14 protein-coding genes are annotated in these 20,647 nt (G+C 39.9%); all 14 read right to left on the bottom strand.

The annotated features are described in order from the left end of the window. Nucleotides 1-24: 24 nt before the first annotated feature. The 14 genes from PLZ15_02130 to PLZ15_02195 all read right to left on the bottom strand — a co-directional run bounded on the left by PLZ15_02130 (nucleotide 25) and on the right by PLZ15_02195 (nucleotide 20,620). Complete coding sequence (locus tag PLZ15_02130) at nucleotides 25-1,263, bottom strand: DUF4861 family protein (GenBank protein ID HOI28531.1); 1,239 nt, start codon at nucleotides 1,261-1,263, stop codon at nucleotides 25-27. Nucleotides 1,264-1,274: 11 nt separating this feature from the next. Next, nucleotides 1,275-1,406 (bottom strand): hypothetical protein, encoded by a 132-nt coding sequence (locus PLZ15_02135; GenBank protein ID HOI28532.1) that lies wholly within the window; start codon nucleotides 1,404-1,406, stop codon nucleotides 1,275-1,277. Nucleotides 1,407-1,418: 12 nt separating this feature from the next. Continuing rightward, nucleotides 1,419-2,747, bottom strand: a complete 1,329-nt coding sequence (locus tag PLZ15_02140; GenBank protein HOI28533.1) for a hypothetical protein — start codon at nucleotides 2,745-2,747, stop codon at nucleotides 1,419-1,421. 27 nt (nucleotides 2,748-2,774) lie between these two features. Then, nucleotides 2,775-4,106 carry a hypothetical protein gene (locus tag PLZ15_02145; GenBank protein ID HOI28534.1) on the bottom strand — a complete coding sequence of 444 codons (1,332 nt, stop codon included), beginning with the start codon at nucleotides 4,104-4,106 and terminating at the stop codon, nucleotides 2,775-2,777. Nucleotides 4,107-4,129: 23 nt separating this feature from the next. Further along, a complete protein-coding gene (locus tag PLZ15_02150; GenBank protein HOI28535.1) occupies nucleotides 4,130-5,236 on the bottom strand; it encodes a pectinesterase family protein in 1,107 nt (368 codons plus the stop codon). Beyond that, nucleotides 5,226-7,283, bottom strand: a complete 2,058-nt coding sequence (locus PLZ15_02155) for a hypothetical protein (protein HOI28536.1) — start codon at nucleotides 7,281-7,283, stop codon at nucleotides 5,226-5,228. The genes PLZ15_02150 and PLZ15_02155 overlap by 11 nt, the downstream gene beginning before the upstream one ends. 19 nt (nucleotides 7,284-7,302) lie before the next feature. After that, nucleotides 7,303-9,321, bottom strand: a complete 2,019-nt coding sequence (locus PLZ15_02160) for a T9SS type A sorting domain-containing protein (GenBank protein HOI28537.1) — start codon at nucleotides 9,319-9,321, stop codon at nucleotides 7,303-7,305. 14 nt (nucleotides 9,322-9,335) lie between these two features. Next, nucleotides 9,336-11,303, bottom strand: a complete 1,968-nt coding sequence (locus tag PLZ15_02165; GenBank protein ID HOI28538.1) for a hypothetical protein — start codon at nucleotides 11,301-11,303, stop codon at nucleotides 9,336-9,338. 168 nt (nucleotides 11,304-11,471) lie between these two features. Next, on the bottom strand, nucleotides 11,472-12,914 hold the full coding sequence (locus PLZ15_02170) for an arylsulfatase (GenBank protein ID HOI28539.1): 1,443 nt from the start codon (nucleotides 12,912-12,914) through the stop codon (nucleotides 11,472-11,474). Nucleotides 12,915-12,929: 15 nt separating this feature from the next. Next, a complete protein-coding gene (locus tag PLZ15_02175; GenBank protein HOI28540.1) occupies nucleotides 12,930-14,402 on the bottom strand; it encodes a sulfatase-like hydrolase/transferase in 1,473 nt (490 codons plus the stop codon). Nucleotides 14,403-14,534: 132 nt separating this feature from the next. Then, nucleotides 14,535-16,118, bottom strand: a complete 1,584-nt coding sequence (locus tag PLZ15_02180) for a sulfatase-like hydrolase/transferase (GenBank protein HOI28541.1) — start codon at nucleotides 16,116-16,118, stop codon at nucleotides 14,535-14,537. A 59-nt stretch (nucleotides 16,119-16,177) separates the two neighbouring features. Then, entirely contained in the window at nucleotides 16,178-17,629 is a 1,452-nt protein-coding gene (locus tag PLZ15_02185; protein ID HOI28542.1) for an arylsulfatase, read from the bottom strand. Nucleotides 17,630-17,723: 94 nt separating this feature from the next. After that, on the bottom strand, nucleotides 17,724-19,052 hold the full coding sequence (locus PLZ15_02190; GenBank protein ID HOI28543.1) for a DUF5123 domain-containing protein: 1,329 nt from the start codon (nucleotides 19,050-19,052) through the stop codon (nucleotides 17,724-17,726). 32 nt (nucleotides 19,053-19,084) lie between these two features. Continuing rightward, nucleotides 19,085-20,620: an outer membrane protein transport protein gene (locus tag PLZ15_02195; protein ID HOI28544.1), complete on the bottom strand. Its 1,536-nt coding sequence runs from the start codon at nucleotides 20,618-20,620 to the stop codon at nucleotides 19,085-19,087. Between the last annotated feature and the right edge of the window lie 27 nt (nucleotides 20,621-20,647).

A 20,647-nucleotide genomic window follows, 5' to 3' on the forward strand; every position in this document is an offset into this window, starting at 1 on the left:
TCCTGTTTTCATAAACGTCACAATTTATTTAATACTTTTAATTTCGAGAGGAATTCCAACCTCATCCGATACTTCATTAAGGTAGGCTGTCCACTGCCGGGAGTCTACAACTCCGCCGTCCTTATCCCATGCACCAACGCTTGCATATTTAAGCTCAAGCTGACCTTTCGGAAATAATAGACCGTAATTCGGTCCGTTATTAGGAGTGTCTTTGAGTGAAGCATCGTTCGGAATACGGATCTCATCCGTCTTGTATTTTTTTGCCGTTATGATTGCGCGTCCGATCTGCCTGTTTAGTATTCCGGATTCTGTTACATCACGTGCAATTGCTGTTAGGTATTCCGGTTTAAAGCTGTAAAAGTAGTCTTCGTATATCTGGCGCATACCTGCACCGATTCTGATATCACCTGCTTTGCCTGGATATTTAGTAAGTCTGAACTCAATTGAAGTATACCTTTTCTTGGAAGCTATCGAATAAATAATTTCAAATTCGTAATTGCCCGAATCTGTCTGCCAGTCGGTAACAACAGTTTTTACAATCGCTCGCAACGGACCATTACTAAGAATCTTTGTTTCATATTTTGCATCGCGAGATATTTTTTTTGTTATTGCATAGCCATTGGTTGTCCAAGGTCTTTCTATTTTTCCATTTTGATCCTGAATAAATATAGAATGGAGAGCCATCGAATTTGCAGTCAATAAAAAATCGTGTCCGTATTCATCCGAGTAAATATGCTGCGAATGAGGTTCCTTTCCGTAGAAATATTCAAGCGTTAAACGGCTGACCGTTTTACCGATCACATCCAGCTGAGCAGCTCCGTAGGTACAGTAAGACATAAGTTCTGATTCCCAGGTTGGTTTAGTAACCACCCATGGTTCCCGAGGCTGTCTGTCAATTATTGCATTAACCGTTTTAACGAATGAAGGAGCTTTATCCGAATCAGGGCCGAGTTCAATATTTAAATCCAGAGTTTTCTTCGCTCCGATATCGACCTGAGTAAATAATTGATCCCACTTACCATCCTCATTTATATCGTCTAGCTGAAACGGCACAGACCACTCAACTCCGTTTTTCAAAACTTTAATTGACTTAACTGTCTGACCGTCATTAAAACCCAATCTATCTCTATTAATTTCGACAGGCATTAAATATCTATCATAAGAAAGAGTATTCCGGAGTGTAACAACTATTTTATCTTTCGGATATACATTACTTACTGCAAAGATGAATGCAATAATCACAAGCATGCTTTTTTTAATCATATTGTCTCCTATCATTTATTTACTTCGAATGAATCAAACAACTTTCCGGTAACCATATACGATTTATATTCAAGTTTATTGCCGTTGATCGAAATTGGTTGAACAAGAAGATATACTCGCATAAAAATATTTCCGTTTTTCATCTATTATCCGTTTTAAATTAGTCTGGAGAGATCAACAACAAAAAGCTGGCGTTTGCCGTTATGCGCAGCCTGCAGACTCACCTTCTTGTAATCCCGGCTCCAAACCGGATGTCCGTCTAGTCTGAATACGTTATCCGAAAAATTTCCCTCCCATTTAATAGTGGGGAGAGTACAAACAATTTTTTCCTCTTCGGCTTTGAGATCAATCAACCTTAATGAAACATGTTTTTTATCGCCTGTAATTTTCTGAGCGTCAGTTATAAGGTATCGGCTATTCTCTTCGATACTTGGATGGCCGCCGCCCTGTATCTTTTCAGTAAGTACGAAGAATTCCGATCCGTCATATTTGAACTGAACAAACCTGTCTCTACCTTCTTCAAGTTTGAGATGTCTTATTAGATATTCGCCGTTTGGATGCCAGTTCGGATGTCCTCCTCCAGCTCCCCAGACAGGATAATTCGGAGTAGTATAGAATATTTCTGTTCCGTCCGGTTTGAAAGTAATGTTAACCGGATTTCTCTCTTTTGCTTTATAAGGATCTTTGCCGAATAAGCAGCGGAGAACCTGATAAACTCTTGTACCCTGTCTATTGAATTTACTGTGCCAGAAGTAAAAGGTATAATCCTCAACCGGAGGTTTTTGCGGAAGAACTGATGCGGCGTCATGCAGACTAACGATAAGTTTCTTCTCATTTGTTTTCAGATCTGTCCGCCAAATACCCTCGGTCTTTGAAGCGCCAAGGGGTAATGTTTTATAGACACCTAATTTTTCCGGAGGAGCGCCGTACCCGAGCTGTGAGATATCGAATAATTCAAGAGGGAATCCGACGTAGCAGGATTCATTGCAGGCTACTGAATACATTGGTCCGGCAAACGCTTTAGTCTCTCCAGTTGCTATATTAATCTGAACGCCTACAACAGTGTCGCCGATTTTATCATTGCAGTAGACATGTTCGTCGGAAGCTCCCCACTGAACATTTGTACCCGTCTGAAAACCCCAGCTTTTTGTCTTGTAAACTGATTTGATCGTATGGTTTTCAAGATCTATAATACATACCTCAGCGAGATCTCCCATAACAGGCATTCTATCCTGGAAAGGAAGCTTCGAAACCGCCATGTATTTTTGTGAAGGGCTGAACGGAGTGACGTCGAAATAAGTGTGAACAAAAATTCCATCGTCGGGCGTGACTCTTGTTACCGGTGCGAGAAATTTACTATCAATAATCTTTTCGAAAGGGACGTTTCTCTTTTTGCTCTGTGGAAAATTTATATTCCAAATTCCGGGTGCAATCATCATAGCCGCAAATCCGGCAGAGGTTTTCAAAAAATCTTTTCTTTTCATTTACTCCTCAGCTTAATTTATGATACATTAGATCAATTTTGACAAATCAATTACAAATAATTGACGGGCTCCATCGGGTGCAGCCTGCAGACAGACTTGCTTATAATCCCTGCTCCAGGTCGGATGACCATCGAGACGAAATACATTATCTGTAAATTTTTCTTCCCAATGAATAGTAGGAATTGTACAGACTATCATTTCCTGATCTGCGTTTATATCGACAAGATGAAGTTTTACAAATTTGCCATTGTTCTCTCTCGGGTGAGAATCTGTTGCTAAAAATTTCTCTCTGCCCTCAATTGTTGGATGACCTCCACCTTTAACTTTAGTGCAGAGTTTTTTAAAATCTGTTCCGTCATACTTGAATGTAACAAAGTAATTTTTATCATCATCAAACTTCAGAACCCGTACAATGTAATCACCGTTTGGAAGCCAATTAGGGTGACCGCCTCCATTACCGAAAACCGGACGGAAATCTGGCAGACAGAATTTTATATTACTTCCATCCGAATTGAAACTGATTGTAAGCGGATTTCTATCATTGGAATTGCCATTAAAATCATTATAAATACATCTTAAAACCTGACAAATTCTTGTGCCTTGCTTATTGAATTTTGAATGCCAGAAATAATAAGTGTAGTCCGAACGCGGAGGCATCTCCGGTACAACAGCGGCGGCATCAGCAAGCGTTACGATCAGCTTTTTTGTATTCGTTTTAAGATCTGTCCGCCAGATGCCTTCATCTGTTGCAGCACCCTGCGGAAGTTTTTTTATTTTTGAATAATCCTCGGGAGGGGTTCCTAAACCAAGCTGAGTAGCACTCCATAAATCCTGCGGAAAACTCACGATACAGCTGTCGTCCGGCGCAACGTGATACATGGGACCTACAAACGCTTTCACTTCGTTTGTTTCCAGATCGATTCTTACACCAACAGTCTCTCCTCCGATAACATCATTGCAGTATAGATACCTGTCGGTGCCGCCCCAGTTAACATTCGATGCAGTCTGAAATCCCCAGCTCTTTGTCTTATAAACTGTTTTTATTGTTTCCTTTTGCATGTCAATCACGCATATTTCACACAGGTCACCGAATACAGGAAGGCGATCCTGAAATGGAATCTTTGTAGCAACCATGAATTTCTGAGACGGACTCCATGGACAGACATCATAGTATGTGTGGAGGTAGAGACCGTCATCAGGTGTTACTTTAAGTATGGGAGCGAGAGCATTATTAATTTTAACCTGTTTGAAAGAAAATTTTTTCTCCTTAGGCTCGGGAATCGCGATCTTCCATATGGAAGGCATTACTGCTATTGCTGCGAAGCCCGCCGATGTTTTAATGAAATCTCTTCTTTGCATTAGTCACCTTTGTTTGAAATAGATTATTTACGAAGATCCGATGTATTGATTCTCATAATGTTGTTTTCTGAAATATATTTTTCCGGATCCCATTTTCCCCCGAAGGTCCAGACTGCATTAATAATTTCTGGTGATGGGAGATATTTTGATTCTTTAAAATTATCCTGCATCCACGAATATTTTTGCCCTTCGCTTTTAACTCCGGAATAATAAACCCTGTGCCCCCAATAAACATCCGGTTTAGATTGGTATATATTTTTATCAGACACTTTTGCTGATATAGCCGAGTTTACAATAATGAATTGAGAATCGTGAGAATACCGGCCTAATTTGAAGTTATCCACTCCGTCAAATCTGGAATTCACAATCACAAATTTCTTCTCTTTTGAAGCGCTGCCGTCATGCCATAAAGCAGCTGAGCCTCCTCTGCAGAAAAATTCCGAATCCGTAATAAAACAATCGCCGCGTGGACAAACGAAATCGGTCCAGCCCTCGAAATAAGTATTCTTAATAAAGTACATACCCGATTCTTTATTCCAAGGACAAAAAGTATCGGCTCCATCAGCAATAATATTGCAGTCGAGCACAATTAGTCTATTGGAATCACCTTTGAGCATTAATGCATACTGATGACCGTTCGGCTTTACTCTTGCCTCATAATTTTCGATATCACAATCAAGCTTCGGTAAAGGATCATTCTGATGAAGTGCACCCCAGTTATTTCTGATTGTCAAATTTTTTAGAATTACATCGCTGGCATTTATGTTTACAACTGCAGGGAGAGGATCATCAGGATTATTCCTGCATTGCCATATCCATTTCTGCTCTGCATAAATTATACATGTCGCATCCCGGTCTTCACCAAGGAGCATAACTTTATCTTCGTCGATATTAATTTTTTCCCTGTAAATTCCCTTCTTAATAAAGATTACGAAAATTGATTCATTGGGACCGGGTACTCGTTCCAGGGCTTCACTTATGGAAGTATCGTCTCCGGAGCCGTCGGCAGCCACCACCAAATTAATTTGCGGTGAATTCTGTTTCGCATCATTCCCTAATCCGGCATAATTTACCTTTAAGCAACAAATAAATAATAGAGCAAAAAATATTTTTTTAATATTATTTTTCATTGTTCCAGCCGGGCAGCGAGACTGCCGTTGAATAATTTGAAAAATTATAGAGTGCGTGTCTCTTCGGTTTGTAAAGAGTTCCTGATTTCGGATTATCATCCTGAGTATAAATCCAGATTTCCTGAGGATCCCATACAACAACCTCATCGCGGCAATCACCGGTTATATCCAGTACCGCGTAACACATATCGGGATGACCGTCGGCCGGGAAAGTAACCACAGTCCGGCCCCAACCGTCAATCATGCCACCGAAGTTTGGATCAGCCGAGAGTACGAGGAACTCCTCATCTTTACCTGTCCAGTTTACCGGCATCATTGGGCTTCCCTGCTGGAACGGTTCGAAGTCATGGTAGATTTCCATATCAGAATTAATCATATGGACAATTCCCTGATTAGCCCAGAAATTCACAGTAACGGCTTCAAGTCCGGGATAATCATTTCTTAAATTTGCTACTGCCGGATTTTGAACGTGACCGATATAAGAGTGTTTCAGAATATTTCCATTCATATCATAAAACACGAGACCTTCATCACTGGCAGCGTTCATAATCCTGTAAGTCTGATCATCCCTGAATTTTATAATTGAAACACCGTCTGCATGGTCTTTCAATTTTTTGTCGAGTGTAAAAATCTGCTTGCCGTCGTCATCATAAAGAGAATACCCGATTGCAATTTCATCTTTTCCGTCACCGTCATAATCCCACGCGTAAGGATAGTGACCTGTATTGCACGATCCTCTCCACAGAAGTTCAAGCTTATCATTATATATATAGAAATTATCGTATCTGTCTTTGAGAAGAATGTCCTGCGGATAATCGAGCCCGCGAACATTGAGGATATAAATTGCGTCCCCGAGCATCCTTGGAGTGAGATTGCGCGGGGGTTTTGATTCGTTTACCGGCGTAGAAATCTTTAATAATGTTTTACCCGTTGAACCTTCGGCAATCCGTAATTCCATATCCTTGCAGTAAAGTACTTCGTTTTTACCGTCGTGATTTATGTCGTAAATCTGGAAGGCTACATCGCTCGTTAAAATATCATTCCAGAGATCGGATCTGCCTACCTGCCAGAGTACTTTTCCATCCATGTTGACAGCTGTAAGACAACCTACTTCACTGTTGCGGTCTTTAGGACCATGATTAAGTACCTGTCCGATGAGTATATCAGTCTGTCCGTCACCGTCAAGATCACCGAATCTTAGACTGCGCGGAGCTCCGTACTCTAGGGTTTCAAATTTTTTCCAAAGTACCGGTTTTGGATTTTTATTTCTAAGCGCTGATACTTCATTTTCATATATTGTCTTTCTCTTCTGATAATCATTATATGATTCTTCATCCGTAGTAACTTTCACAGAAAAATATTTTGTCGGGACGTCCGACATCAGCGCAATTTTGCCTTCACTGAAAGTGTTATCATCTGCTTCAAGTAAAGTACCGTTAACAAAACAAGCTTTTATGTGGGTTCCGTAAACTTCAACTTTAGCTCTGAGGATTTGGCCCTCATCATAATTAAATTTGGCTTCAGCAAGAATTGTCTGCGTAGATGAACGGTATGAATCGGCATGATTTACTTTTTTTAGAATCGCTCTGTCCTTTATTACACCAAAAAAATAGTAGCATCTATCATTTTTATATCTGAAGATCACTCCGCTCTGCTCTTTCTTGGATTCAGGTTTGAATTCAACTTCTATAGTGTAGTTTTTCCAGAATGAGTCTCCGGCAACAAGGATGGGGTGAGTATAATCGACTTCTTTTTTATCTGAAGTATACGTCTGGTGCATAATGTGCTTGCCTTCTTCAACAATTAATCTCCATGCACGCTGAGAAGGATCACTTCTGAAACAGGAGACAATCCAATTGCCCTTCGGCTGAGTGGCTGAAATGTTATGGTATTCAGACAAAGCACCTACAACATCACCTGAAATCATCTGCGGTTTTAGATTGCTGAAATCGTCGAAGAACAGAGTCTTATTTCCAGAATTCTCCTGCGCAGATAATGGAATTAATGCAGTTATTAATAAAAGAATAATTACCATTTTGTTCTTCATACTGAATCCCTTATTTATATTATTCAAGCAAAATCATTTTTCGAGAAAGGATTTCTGTATCCGTAATCATTCTGTAGAAATAAATCCCGCTCGAAACTATTTTTCCGCTGTTGTCAGTTCCATTCCATACAGCAGTGTATTTACTGGGCTGAAAACGGCCATCGATAATTTTTTTAACAGAGCGTCCAAGCATATCGAATACTTCCAGTCTAACGTTCTGTTCGGATGGAATAAAATAATTTATTCTGGTTTCGGAGTTAAACGGATTAGGATAATTCTGCTCAAGGTTGAATTTCGAAGGGATTTGATTTTCGTCTTCATTTACATCTGTTGACTGATCCGAATCTTTTATCACGATTAGTGTTTGAGAAGGACAGCCGATTTTGTATCCATTCTGCATGGAAGTCAAAGTGATGATTACCTTCTCGTCATTCTCTTTAATAGAATCTGAAATTGATTTTACAGGAACTTCCACGAAATCCGCTCCTGCTGGTATTACTGCCTCACCTGATAAAGTCTGAAAATCTACGCCTGAAGCAGCATCGCCGGATACGCTGTATTTCACTGTTGTTGCTATATCCCTAGCTGTATTTCGGTAAATTCTGAATGAGCCATCCTTATTTCCGTTTTCAAAAGTTCTTGTATTATAGCCGCCTACAAATATTATTTCTGAAAATTGTCCAGTAGGATCTGTGTTATTAATGTAATGTTCTATGTTAGCATAGCCGCCGCTGCTTATTGTCATGTTATCTGAACCAACGTTTTTATTCAGTCCGAATTGGTCCTCCCAGTAATCCGGCATTCCGTCGTCGTCTGTATCTTCAGGATACGGTAGTGAATAATATTCTCCCCAGGGATTTTCACCAAGATCAGTTTCGTATTCAATTTTAAGTCCGGTGCCGTTTCTCACATTGTCAGCAATTCTTGAATCATTAAAATCTCTTGAAGGCAGAAGTGCACCGCCGCTATCTAATACATATTCATATGCAGCTTCAGCAGTCTGTGTGGTAATAAAAGAACTAGGGAAAGCCGAGTCAGCTTTTGAAATTGCAAGCGATGCTCCTTTTTCAAAAATCATAGCCTTCCAGTTATCCGCAGTCCTCTCCGGATGCTCATAAACATAATTAGCGTCAGCGTATAACTTTATAAATTTTCCGCCAATAGCGAAAAGCTGGTATTTAATTTTATCAGGTGTATTAGGTCCATATTTAAGATAATTACCGATATAATTGGCATTGATCGAATCGTTCGGATTATTCAGCCCCGTTTCGTCATAACAGTTATAAATCACGTTATTTCTGAAATCAATAAAATTTCTCTTCCCATCCCGGCTAGCAAAGCGTGGGGCTCTTTTTTCGTGATGAGCATATAAATTATGATGGAAGTTTACCTCAGCCCCCTGAATATCACTTCCGATTATTGAGCCGAAGCCATGCCGGTTGGGACTATTATTAGGATCAAAATAATTGAGCCCTTCGGCAATAAAACAATTCTGAACAGTTATATTTTTTGTATCATTGGCATTCGTCAGGTTCTCATCTGAGGCCCAGGAGACCGAGATATGATCAGCGATTACTTTATCAGCACCATCCAGATCAAGACTGAATCCATCCCTATGGTCCGGGATGCCGTTTCTTTCAAGGTACCCGACTCTGCTTCTTAAAAATCTTGCTATCACATCTTTTCCGCCGAGCCGCACAGTTGTTCCTTTAAAACAGATTCCGTCACCCGGTGCAGTTTGACCAGCAATTGTCAGGTTATCTTTGTCTATCATTAAAGTCTGCCCTTGATAATCGATTATACCGGAAACAGTAAAAACAATTATCCTGTTTGGTTGACTTACTGCATCCAGGAAACTTCCCGGACCATCAGTATTCAGATTAGTTACTTTATAAACTGAGCCGTATCTGCCTCCGATGGCTGCAGCAGCTGAACCTTCTGCTCCGGGGAAAGCCGGGATTGTCTGTGCTCTCAAACTGCATGCGCAGAAAGTTAATAGAATTGTTCTTGTAAAATAATGACTGAATAATTTCTTCAATTCACTCTCAATTTTTAGTGCTCTTTTATAACAACCATAGCATTCTGGGGACATCCTATTGAATAGTCTTTACTTTCCAAAAGGGTAACTACTACCGAACAGTCGTCGGTTGATGGTTTTGTTCCCATATTAACTTTGCCTTCCAGGAGAGGCAGAATTTTTATAACCGCACTTTTCTTATCAGCAGGAATTGTAATTGTGCCTGAAAGTTTTTTGAAATTTTTGCCTGCTTCGGCAGTACCGGAGACTGTGTATTTTACTTTTAATTCTCCTCCGAAATCAGTTGTTCTGGTTACTTTTATTTCTCCGGGAAATTCTTCATACTTAATTGAGCGCGAGACCGGAGCAGAAACAAAAACTATACTCGAGTTACCTCCTATGGGGTCAGTATTGTTTATGTACTCTTCGATGTTTGAGTATCCGTCGCCGTCAGAATCATCCATTGCATCATTTTTCTCAGAGTTAATTCCGAACTGTTTCTCCCAGTAATCCGGCATTCCGTCTTTATCTGAATCTTCGGGTGAAGGAAGCGCCCAGACCGTTGGCCATCTTTGATCTTCCGGCAGATCGTTTTCAGTATTGATAACTCTTCCGGCACCGTAGCGAACATCCCTAATTATTCTGTAATCAACAAAATCTCTGCTCGGCACTGTGGCGCCGGCGTCATCAAGACAGGTTTCATACGCATCCTTTGCAGACTGAGTTGTAACAAAGGGAGTGTCGAAAGGCTTATCCATTTTAATAACTACATTCTTTCCGTTATCGTACTTATTATCCTTACCGAAAACAATCGGATCGCCGTTACTGTCATGAGTTCCTTTCCAGTTATCAGCAGTAACAGAATCGTTACAGAATAGAATATTACCGGAGATATAAGTGTGCATCGGACCGCGCACATTTTTGAATTCAAATATTTCGTTTCTTTTTCTTTCCCATGTATTAACACCGGGCTTATAATAATTATTGATAAGATTAAGAGCGGCTCCGCCGCTGCCGGTGTGACTTGAATTTTCAACCCAGTTTGATATTACACAGTTTCTAAGATCATGAGTTGATGTCGGTTCAACATTGCCGCCTGTGACTCTTGGATTGCGAAGTCGGTTATTCGCATAAATCAGATGGTGGAAAGAAACAGCTCCTCCCGGAACAGTACTTCCGAAGAGAGAACCTTCTGAATGCCTTGGAGGTGTTTGACCGAAATTATAATAATCGCATCCTTCAGCAGCAATGGAATACTGTACTGTACCGTTTGTAACATTTCCCGTCATAGTAATATTTTCATCCGTTGACCAAGCCGAGGAACAATGATCAATTATTATATCATGAAGTTTTTCCTTATCTCCTTTAACCGTTATCCCGTCACCGCTTTGACCTTCGCCGATGAAGCCTCTTCTTACTCTGATATATCTAACTATAACATTACTGGCTTGAATGGAAAGGCTTCCGTGGATTAATGTTATTCCCTCACCCGGTGCGGTCTGTCCGGCAATTGTTATGTTCGGATATTTGACAAGTATCTGTCCGCCCGAATATTCTGATTTTTCTTTTTTCTCTTCGTCGAGGGTGTTTCTATCCTTTGCTCTTTCAATTTTTTTTTCAATCCATTTTTCATCGCGGTCATTTTTCTTAGCATCGTTGTAAATCTGTTTTATTCTGTCCTCTACGGAAACTTGAACTTCTCTTCCTGATTTTTTTGAGAAATTGTTTTTTTGCAGAAGATCGATTACTCCTGAAACCGCAAAAACAACAAATCTGTTCGGAGCGCTTACTGCATCCTGAAGGCTGCCTGGCCCTTTCGCATTGAGATTAGTTACAATATAAACTTCGCCACCCCGTCCGCCGATAGCAAATGCCCCGGCACCTTCAGCACCGGGAAATGCCGGAAGTCTCGAATTCTGAGAAAACATTACTGATGAGGAGAAAAAGATAAAAGCAGAGGCAAAAAAAATTATCTTCGCATTAGTGAATAAATCACCTTTCATAATAGTCCTATCTTAAATCGTCTAATATTCTAGATTAAAAAATGTTTTTTAATTTATACTTCATTGAAAATGTATAAAGAACGGTTTTAAAGTTGATTTTTTATTCCGGAGCCGAATTCTATAAATATGTAACTGATGTCTGAATTCTCTTTTCCCTATTAATCACAGTTAACCGGCATCCGGGAAATCCACAATTACATCGGACTCCGAGATTTTACGCATTCTTTCCAGAAGCGATTTTACAATATCCGGATAAACCCTGGCAACATCATTCTTTTCGTTCGGATCAAATTTCAGATTATAGAGTTCGTCCTTCCCTTTTTCAGGAGTACTTCCGTTATGCACAAGTTTCCACTCGCCATAACGAAGAGCAATCTGATTTTTAGTGCGACCGTAAATTTCCCTTTTCCCTGTACTTCCTCCTTCAGCAATTGCCGACCAGACATTCTTTCCATCGAGATTTAAATTCTGATCTAGTTTTACCCCGGCCAGATATGCGACAGTTGGAAGAATATCTGCAACGCTGATTGCTTCGTCTACAACGTGGTGTTTAAGTTTACCTGGCCAACTTACAATTGAAGGTACTCTTATTCCGCCTTCATAAAGGGATGTTTTGTAATCGCGTAGAGGTCTGTTATCACCTAGGACATCGTGAGGACCATGTTTGCCGTTATAATCCTTACCCGTATTCAGCCAGTTTTCCTGTCCGCCGTTGTCGCTAAGGAAAATCACAATAGTATCCTTATCAAGATTTTCTTTCTGCAATGTTTCCAGAATTCTGTTTATCGAAGAATCTAGATGTGAAACGGATGCAGCGAAGATCCGGCGCGACTCATTTTTAATAGTTTCTTTATAAGGTTCAATCCATCTATCCTCTTCCTGAAGGGGATAATGGGGAACGCTGAATGTTACTTCAAGGAAAAATGGTTTGCTCTTATCCCGGATTTCAGAAATATATTTTATTGCTTCATTTGTTATCAAATCTGTTGCATGACCTTTTTCATCGATAAATTTTCCATTACGATGCCATGATCTGTCGCCGTTTTTATAAACATGAGTATACTGATCAATCTGTCCGTGCAGATAACCGTAGGTGTAATCAAATCCGTAATGATTCGGTCCTGTTTCAAGAGAAAGCCCGAGGTGCCATTTCCCGGTGAGGGCAGTTGTATAACCCGCCTGTTTAAGCGCTTTGGGAAGATTCATCGAATCCATCGGCAGCGCCTGAGTGCTTTTGCCTCCGATCGGACCGAGAATACCGTACCGGCTTGGATACTTACCAGTAAGAAGCGATGCCCGTGTTGGCGAACAAGTTGGACATACATAAAATTCATTCAGCTGTACATTTTCATCAGCGAGTTTATCCAGAGTAGGAGTTTTGATTTCCGAACCATGGTAACCGACATCCCGCCAACCGGCATCATCGGCTACAATTATTAAAACATTTGGTTTGTTCTTTAATAGAGTTGATTTTTCCGTATTTGAAAATGAAGTTACTGGAATTCCAAATGAGCCAGCCAGAAGGGCGCCCATACCAAGAGTTGAGCTTTTAATAAAATCCTTTCGTGTAATATTGTTACAAGAATTAACAAGCCTGTTTTTAAATTTCATTCTAATCCTTCAAGATTAAGAGTAAGATTCGTTTTTAAGCTGCTTTGATAATATTATTGCCTGTCCGTCTCCCAAGCGTCCTTTTAATATCTGCATCAATTCATGCTGGTTATTTTTTCCAACAAACTGTGCCAGCATTTTATCCTGAAGATCGAAAGCGCGGTCAGTGATTGAATCCGGATTTGCAATACTGAGAAGCAATTTCTTCAATTCATCAGCCTTCACTTTATATTGCGGGTCGTTGATTAAGTTATTTTTTTCATCAGGATCATTCTCCAAATTAAAAAGCAGAGAATCGTAATATGAGAAGTAGATCAGTTTCCAGTTTCCTTTCCTTATCATACAGGATCCAGTAATATTTCCTTCAGAAAAAGATTCTGAATAAACAAACTCAGGCTCCTTCTCCGTTTCACCTTTAATTAAAGGAAGGAGAGATTTTCCTCTAAGCCGTGAGTCATTGTTAATTCCACCGATTTCAAGGATTGTGGCAGCAAGATCAATATGACCGACCGGATGATTAATTTTTCTTGATGACACCAGATTAGGTCCTGAAATAATAAGAGGTATTTTTGCCGCCACATCGTAGAGATTGTTTTTAAACCACAAACCATGCTCTCCCAATGACTCGCCGTGATCGGACGTATAAATAAAATATGTGTTCTCAATTTGACCGGAATCCTGAAGAGCCTGATAGATTTCGCCAATATATTCATCCATTTCCGAAATCATTGCAAAGTAAGCAGCTTTTGCCCTACGAATTCTATCTTCCGGTATTGGTGTGGAAATCCTTTTGAAGTCCCTTAGTTTCTGATAAGGAAGCGGAAGATTTTCAAGTTCATCAATTTCTGTTTCTGCTACTTCAACCTTCGGCAGGTAATAGTCATAATAGCTTTCCAATCCAACAAACCTTGGATGAGGCATATGAAACCCTACATAACAAATCCACGGCTGATTAAGAGTTTTGGTTTTATTCTTAATGAAATCAATTGCGAGTTCTGCGTTAGACTTATCCGGATTTCTGGTTTTTATTGATTTGCCATTTACTATTCCTCTTTCATCGACCCGATAAGTACAGGGCCGTCTGAAAAGAGAAGTTATGTCCGGCTTAGTAAAGTGTTCGTGGTCAACATCCTCTTCAACAAAGCCCATATCAATTTCGGGATTTAAATCCTGTTTACCGGTAGCCCAGCAATAATAACCTTCATCTCTTAGTTGTTTAGCCCATGTGGGATATGAACCATCATATACGGTTGAGTTACAAAATGAATTGACGTCAGAAGCGTACATTCCGGTCATCATACTGCTTCTTGAGGGTACACAGACAGGATTCCCGCAATAAGAATTTAGGAATACAACTCCGCCATCAGCAATTTTATCGAGATTTGGAGTTTTAACAATCGGATGCCCCATAAGACCAAGATATTTTGAGCCGTGCTGATCTGAAGTAATGAAGACAAAATTCGGTCTAAAGTTTTTTGATCCAGCCATATTTTCTCCTGCATAATTAGAGATCTGGAAAACCAACTGTTCCGATTCAAATCCTTTTCAAATACTAGCGTTAATTCTGGCACACATTCACAATAAATCTTTTCCGAAAAAAAATCGTTCGATTAATTTTTTCTAGTTTTTAACTAAATATTCTTTTTTAAGTTTACGGGCAATAACCCGGGCCTGACCTTCACCCAATCTGCTTTTAAACAATTCTGTTAGCTCCTCCTCGTTCATCTTTTCAGTAAATTCATTCAGCATATTATCCTGACGTTTAAAAGCACGGTCAGTAATCTCCTCGGGATTCACCTTGCTGTAAAGAAGATTTCTCATTTCAACAGCTTTCTCTTTGAACTTCGGATCATTAATCAAGTTATTCTTTTCATCGGGGTCGTTCTTCATATCGAACAACATATCTTCATAATAAGAAAAGTGGATCAGCTTCCAATCACCTTTGCGTATCATACAAGAACCGGTAGGATTTCCTCCGGGATGGGATTCTGAATATGCGAATTCGGGTCCTTTTGATTCTTCACCATTAACTAAGGGTAATAGAGAAGTCCCTCTCAGCTCGTTAATCTTTTTAATCCCGGAAAGTTCAAGTATAGTAGCTGCGAGATCAATATGTCCAACAGGATTCTGAATTCTCTTTGAATTCTTTAAACCGGGTCCTGAAATTACAAGGGGGACTCTTGCGGCGACATCATACAAATTATCCTTAAGCCAGAGGCCGTGTTCGCCAAGAGCTTCTCCGTGATCAGAAGTGTAAATAAAATAAGTATTATCAAGCTGACCGGTTTCTTCAAGTGCATTATAAATTTGTCCTATATAGTCATCCAATTCCGTGATCATAGCAAAGTAGGATGCAATTGCTCTTTTAATTCTGTCTGTTGGAATTGGAGTGGATATTCTTTTGAAATTTCTAAGCTCCTGATAAGGAAGCGGCAGATTTTCAAGTTCTTCTATAGAGACTTCGGGAACCTCAACTTTATCCAGATAATAATCATAATATTTTTTCCATCCGACAAACTTTGGATGGGGCATATGAAATCCGACATAACAAACCCATGGTTTGTTTAGTTTTCCCGACTCATTCTTTAAGAAATTAAGAGCAAGATCTGCGTCGACTTTATCGTTGCTCGGAGAAGTCCGCGATTTACCATCAACAGTTTCTCTTTCACCAACCCTGTAAATGCACGGGCGTCTGAGCAATGAAGTAATATCGGGTTTTTTGGAGTGTCCGTGGTCAACATCCACTTCAACAAATCCCATATCAACTTCGGGATTTAAATCCTGCTTACCCGTTGCCCAGCAATAATATCCGCTATCTTTTAGCCGTTTTGCCCAGGTGGGATAGGAACCATCATATACGGTTGAGTTACAAAAAGAATTGACGTCGGAAGCATACATGCCGGTCATCATACTGCTTCGTGCAGGTGCACAAACCGGATTACCGCAATATGTATTGCTGAACACAATTCCACGTTCGGCGATTTTATCAAGGTTAGGCGTTTTAACAAAAGGATGCCCCATAAAACCGAGATACTTTGCATTATGCTGATCTGATGATATAAAAACAAAATTTGGTCTTTTATCTTTTGAAGGAGCAAAAAAACCGGACTGAGCTGAGAAAATTATATTTGAGCTTACGGCAGAAAATCCTGCGATCCCCATCATTAATTTCTTATTAAAATCTCTTCGAGTAATTTTATCCATTGTTTCTCCAAATCTTTAATATTCGACAAAGCATTTATTAAACATATTATGATGCGATATTATTTTGATGATGGCCGGTTTTTAACACGAGGCATAGGCCAATGTTTAGATTCAAAATGTGATTCTTCAAAAAGCTTTATTGCCTTATCAATGATATCGGGGTGCTTATCCGCTACATTATTTTTTTCAGCGAGATCGATCGAAAGGTTGTAGAGTTCAACCGGTGATTCGGGATTAGAACGAATTGCCTTCCAGTTACCGATTCTAACCGCCTGCAAAAAATTTTTATTTCCAACTTTGATTTCCCAATAAAGATATTCCCTCTTAACCTTATTTTTGCTTAGAATTTCCGGGAGAATTGAAATTCCATCAATTTCCTCCGGAGAATTAATTTTTACGAGGTCTGCTACTGTCGGAAGAAAGTCGCAGAAAGCCCAGGGCAGTTCGCTTGTTGTACCTGGTTCAACAACTCCCGGCCATCTAACAATTGAAGGAACTCTTATGCCGCCTTCATAGAGATCATGTTTAGCTCCCCTAAGCGGACCGGCACTATTGAAAAATTCTGCGTCAATTCCACCTGCATCGCTAGGACCATTATCACTGGAAAAAAATACGATAGTATTCTCATCCAGACCCAGAGTTTTTAATTTTTCAAAAATCTGTCCGATACCTCTATCCATCCTTGTTATCATAGCAGCGTAAGCAGCATGCGGGGTCATCTGAGTAGCATAGCCGCTTTTCTCATTATTTTTGAACGGTTTATCCTCAATAAATTTTCCTTTGTATTCATTTAAGGAATCTTCGGGAACAAGCAATTCTGCGTGAGGAGTTGTAAACGGAAGATAAAGGAAAAACGGTTTGGTCTTATTCATGTCGATAAAATCGAGAGCCTCTTTTTCAAAAAGATCATATGAGTAGGTACCTCTTTTACCATTTTTGTTATCATCATAAAAAACCTTTTCAGTATTTCTGTAAAGAAATTCCGGATAATAATAGTGAGCGTGGTTCTGATTCAGATAACCGAAAAAATAGTCGAATCCTTTTTTATTCGGTTCACCCGAGGTTCCCGGTTCACCAAGACCCCACTTGCCGATCATTCCGGTGACATATCCGGCCTTTTTTAGGATTTCTGCGACAGTAGTATCCTCCGGGAGTAACGGAACCCGATCATCTGTTAGATCACTTTTATTTTGTCGAACCGTAGTATGACCGGTATGCTGACCTGTCATCAAACAATTACGGGAAGGTGCGCATACAGGACTGCCCGAGTAGGCTGATGTAAACCGTAAACCTTCCTGTGCCATTTTATCGAGGTTAGGAGTTTTAATTTTTGTTTGACCATAAGATCCGAGGTCGCCGTAACCAAGATCGTCTGCCAAAATAAAAATAATGTTAGGGCTAGAATTTTTATTCACAAAGGATTTACCGCTTTTGGGTGATATCAGCATAGCTGTAGCAAGTAGCCCAAGATTTTTAACGAAAGATCTTCTGTCGATTTGAGAATCGCTCATTTTTTTGTCTTCTAATTCTGGATATTGTTTGAATAATCATATCTAATAATAAATGTGCCCCCGCAGGAATAGCTCCGCGGGGGCAACTGGATAATTATTTCATCAACATCATTTTATATGTTTTTGTAAATCCATTCGATTTCAGTTGATAGAGATAAATTCCGGAAGTAAGATTCGATGCGTCGAAATCGACATTATAGCTTCCCGCTACCAGTTCTTCGCTAACTAATTCAGCAACTTCCTGTCCGAGAAGATTGAATACTTTCAGGGATGCGAATCCTGATTCAGGAAGATCAAATCTGATTCTGGTTGCCGGGTTAAACGGATTCGGATAATTCTGATAGAGAGTGAAGCCAGTTGGGATCTGATTTGATTCAGGACTAATTGAAGTAGCAGTAGGATCCCATCTCAGATCACCGATTGCCTTGCCGTCGTCGCCTTTACCAAGAAGCGGAGAATCTGTTGCTAGAGTGAAATCGCCGTTTGCTGCATTCGTATACTTCGGATCGTCGGTTGTTATCGAAGCTGAAGTTGCCCCGGAATTTAATTTGATATTTGTAGTACCGGTATTAAAGAAATTACAATTTTTAATAACAGTGTTCGATCCGTAAATTCTTACTATTTCACCTGAGGGAGTACCTTTGGAATTTGAGAAACTGCTATTCTTAATTGTCCAGGCAGCGGTGTTGTCTTTAGTGTCAATGCATCTGTCTGCCACTCCGACATCATCAAATGTACAATGATCAATTAAAACAGTCGGATTTACTGGCATCATTATTCTAAATACCCTTCCGCTTCTAACATTCCAGAAAGTACAATTTTTTGCTTCAACATTTCCAAGCAGAAAATCTTTAAAGTTAAATACGTTATCAGCATTTGTGAACAAACAGTTTTCCATCAACAGGCTTTCCAGCTTCACGTTTTTGTTTGTATACTCATCACCTGCTCCGTCAATAGCCCTCGACTCAAAGTTCTTAAACAAACAATTTTTTAACTTCACATACTTAACAGTGTAATTTGTTCCGGCAATAAAAGTGATCGCATTGCCCATGGAACGGTACGTGGTTGTATCAGGTTCAAGCCCGTCAATTTCAATTCCTTCTAATTCAAGGCCGTCGTCAGCACCTAATAAAAATCCGTTAGACCTTCCGAGTGTTCCTGTTTTAACAGTCAGGTTTTTAATAACCGGTCTTACCGTAAAACCGTCAGCGGCTTTGATTTTAATTTCCTTACCGCCAAGGACAAAAAAAGTATCAACTGATTCTGTATAAACTCCTCCGCTTTGGAGTACAAGAACAGCTCCGCTTGACGCTGCTCTTATTGCTGCGCTTAGGGTTCCATCACCCGGGGCTACGTTAGTCTGACCATGTGTCAATCCTGTGATGAAAAGCAGCGCTGCTACAGCTAGTAATGTTTTTTTCATATAAAACCTCCTGTTGAATTTTAATTAGTTACTTAGAACGAAAAAGTATATCCCAATATTATATTGTCGGTTGAAACAAGAGTGTAATTCCTGCTAGTGAAATAAACATCGTAATATTTCAGTTTTCTGTATTCATATGCGATGGTTACCTGTCCAACAGGTAGAACATAAGAGGCTCCGAACGTGTAACTGTCAACAGGGGCGCCCTGATTTCTTACTGCATTTCCATAGCCAACGAATGTTGATGTTCTGTTGCGGTAACCTGCCATAAGTGTAAGTTCTTCGTTAAATCTGTATTCGAATCCCCCTGCAAAAGTGTACTGGTTAGTCCATACCGGGGTATTTGTTGAATCAATAGCAGAGGTGCTTTCAAATTCATTCTTGCTGAAGGGTTTTGAAGCAAGGTCGGCATATATTGAGAAATTTTTCAGAGGCATGAATTTAAGACCAATATTAAAACAGAGAGGAACTTTCATCTTATCTGTTCCGCTTGCATTTGTTGATAAAGTTCCGGCATTGTTTGCAACAACATCTGTATAATCCCAATCTCTTGTTACTGTATAGGGCATATCCAAATTGAATCCAATATCCAGATTTCTGAAAGCTATCAGTCCGCCGACATTAAACATTAAAGAAGAAAAAGTTGAAGTTCCGGATCTTACTGCTTTCCTGTTTTCATATGAGAAAGACCAAACGTCTCCGGTCTGAATAAATTGAAAGTAACCAATTCTGTTCAGCGTGATATTATCATCCGTACTTCCAAACATCGAAGTAAATCCCACACCAATCTGAATATTTTTATTAAGCTCAAAAGCCAGAGCACCTTTAAGATTCTTAATTCCGTTAGATCTTTCTCTTGTATAGATATCCCAGTTTGCTCTTACAATACTGTCAGCCGGAGCCAGCTGAGAGAAATCGAAAGATGTACCCCAGTGCGGATCAAGATGGTCCCCATTCCAATCGTAATCAACTGGATTATAATTTAGATTTAGAGCAGCCGCAGCAGTAAATTTCAATTCCGAAATCTGAAAAGGAAAAGCGACAGCAATCTGGCTGAAAGCGAATTTATTAATTGAATTCTCGGCATCGGCAGCTTCTTTACTGTAAGGATCAACGCCTATAACCGGATTTTGCACCTGCGATGGATCCCATGTTAATCCGAACGGATTGCCGAGTGAATCGCTCCAGATCCCATTGAACTCTACGGGAGGAGTGTAAAGGTTCTCCATATATTGTGGAAGCATTTTATAACTGCCGCCTGATAACCAGATTTGATTGTCGCGCCATAAACGGCTGCTATAAGCTGCCGAAACAGATATCTGAAGTCTACTTATCTTTGCAAGCCCAGCAGGATTGTAGAAAATATTTCCCAGTTCACCCGAAGCCGCTGTGAAAGCGCCCCCCAACGCCAGTGCTTTTGGACTAATATCATTTGGTTCGTCCAATCCCTGAAATGATAGCACATCCCCGTTTCTTTGTGCAAGGAGGTTTACAGATAAGAAGAACAGAGAGATAAAAGTAACTATCATATTCTTGCGGATGTTTCTAAAATTTGAATAGGCTGCCATATTTATGATTCTCCTTAAACTTTTTAA

It is taken from the genome of Melioribacteraceae bacterium (genome assembly GCA_035362835.1).
Taxonomy (GTDB): Bacteria; Bacteroidota; Ignavibacteria; order Ignavibacteriales; family Melioribacteraceae; genus DSXH01.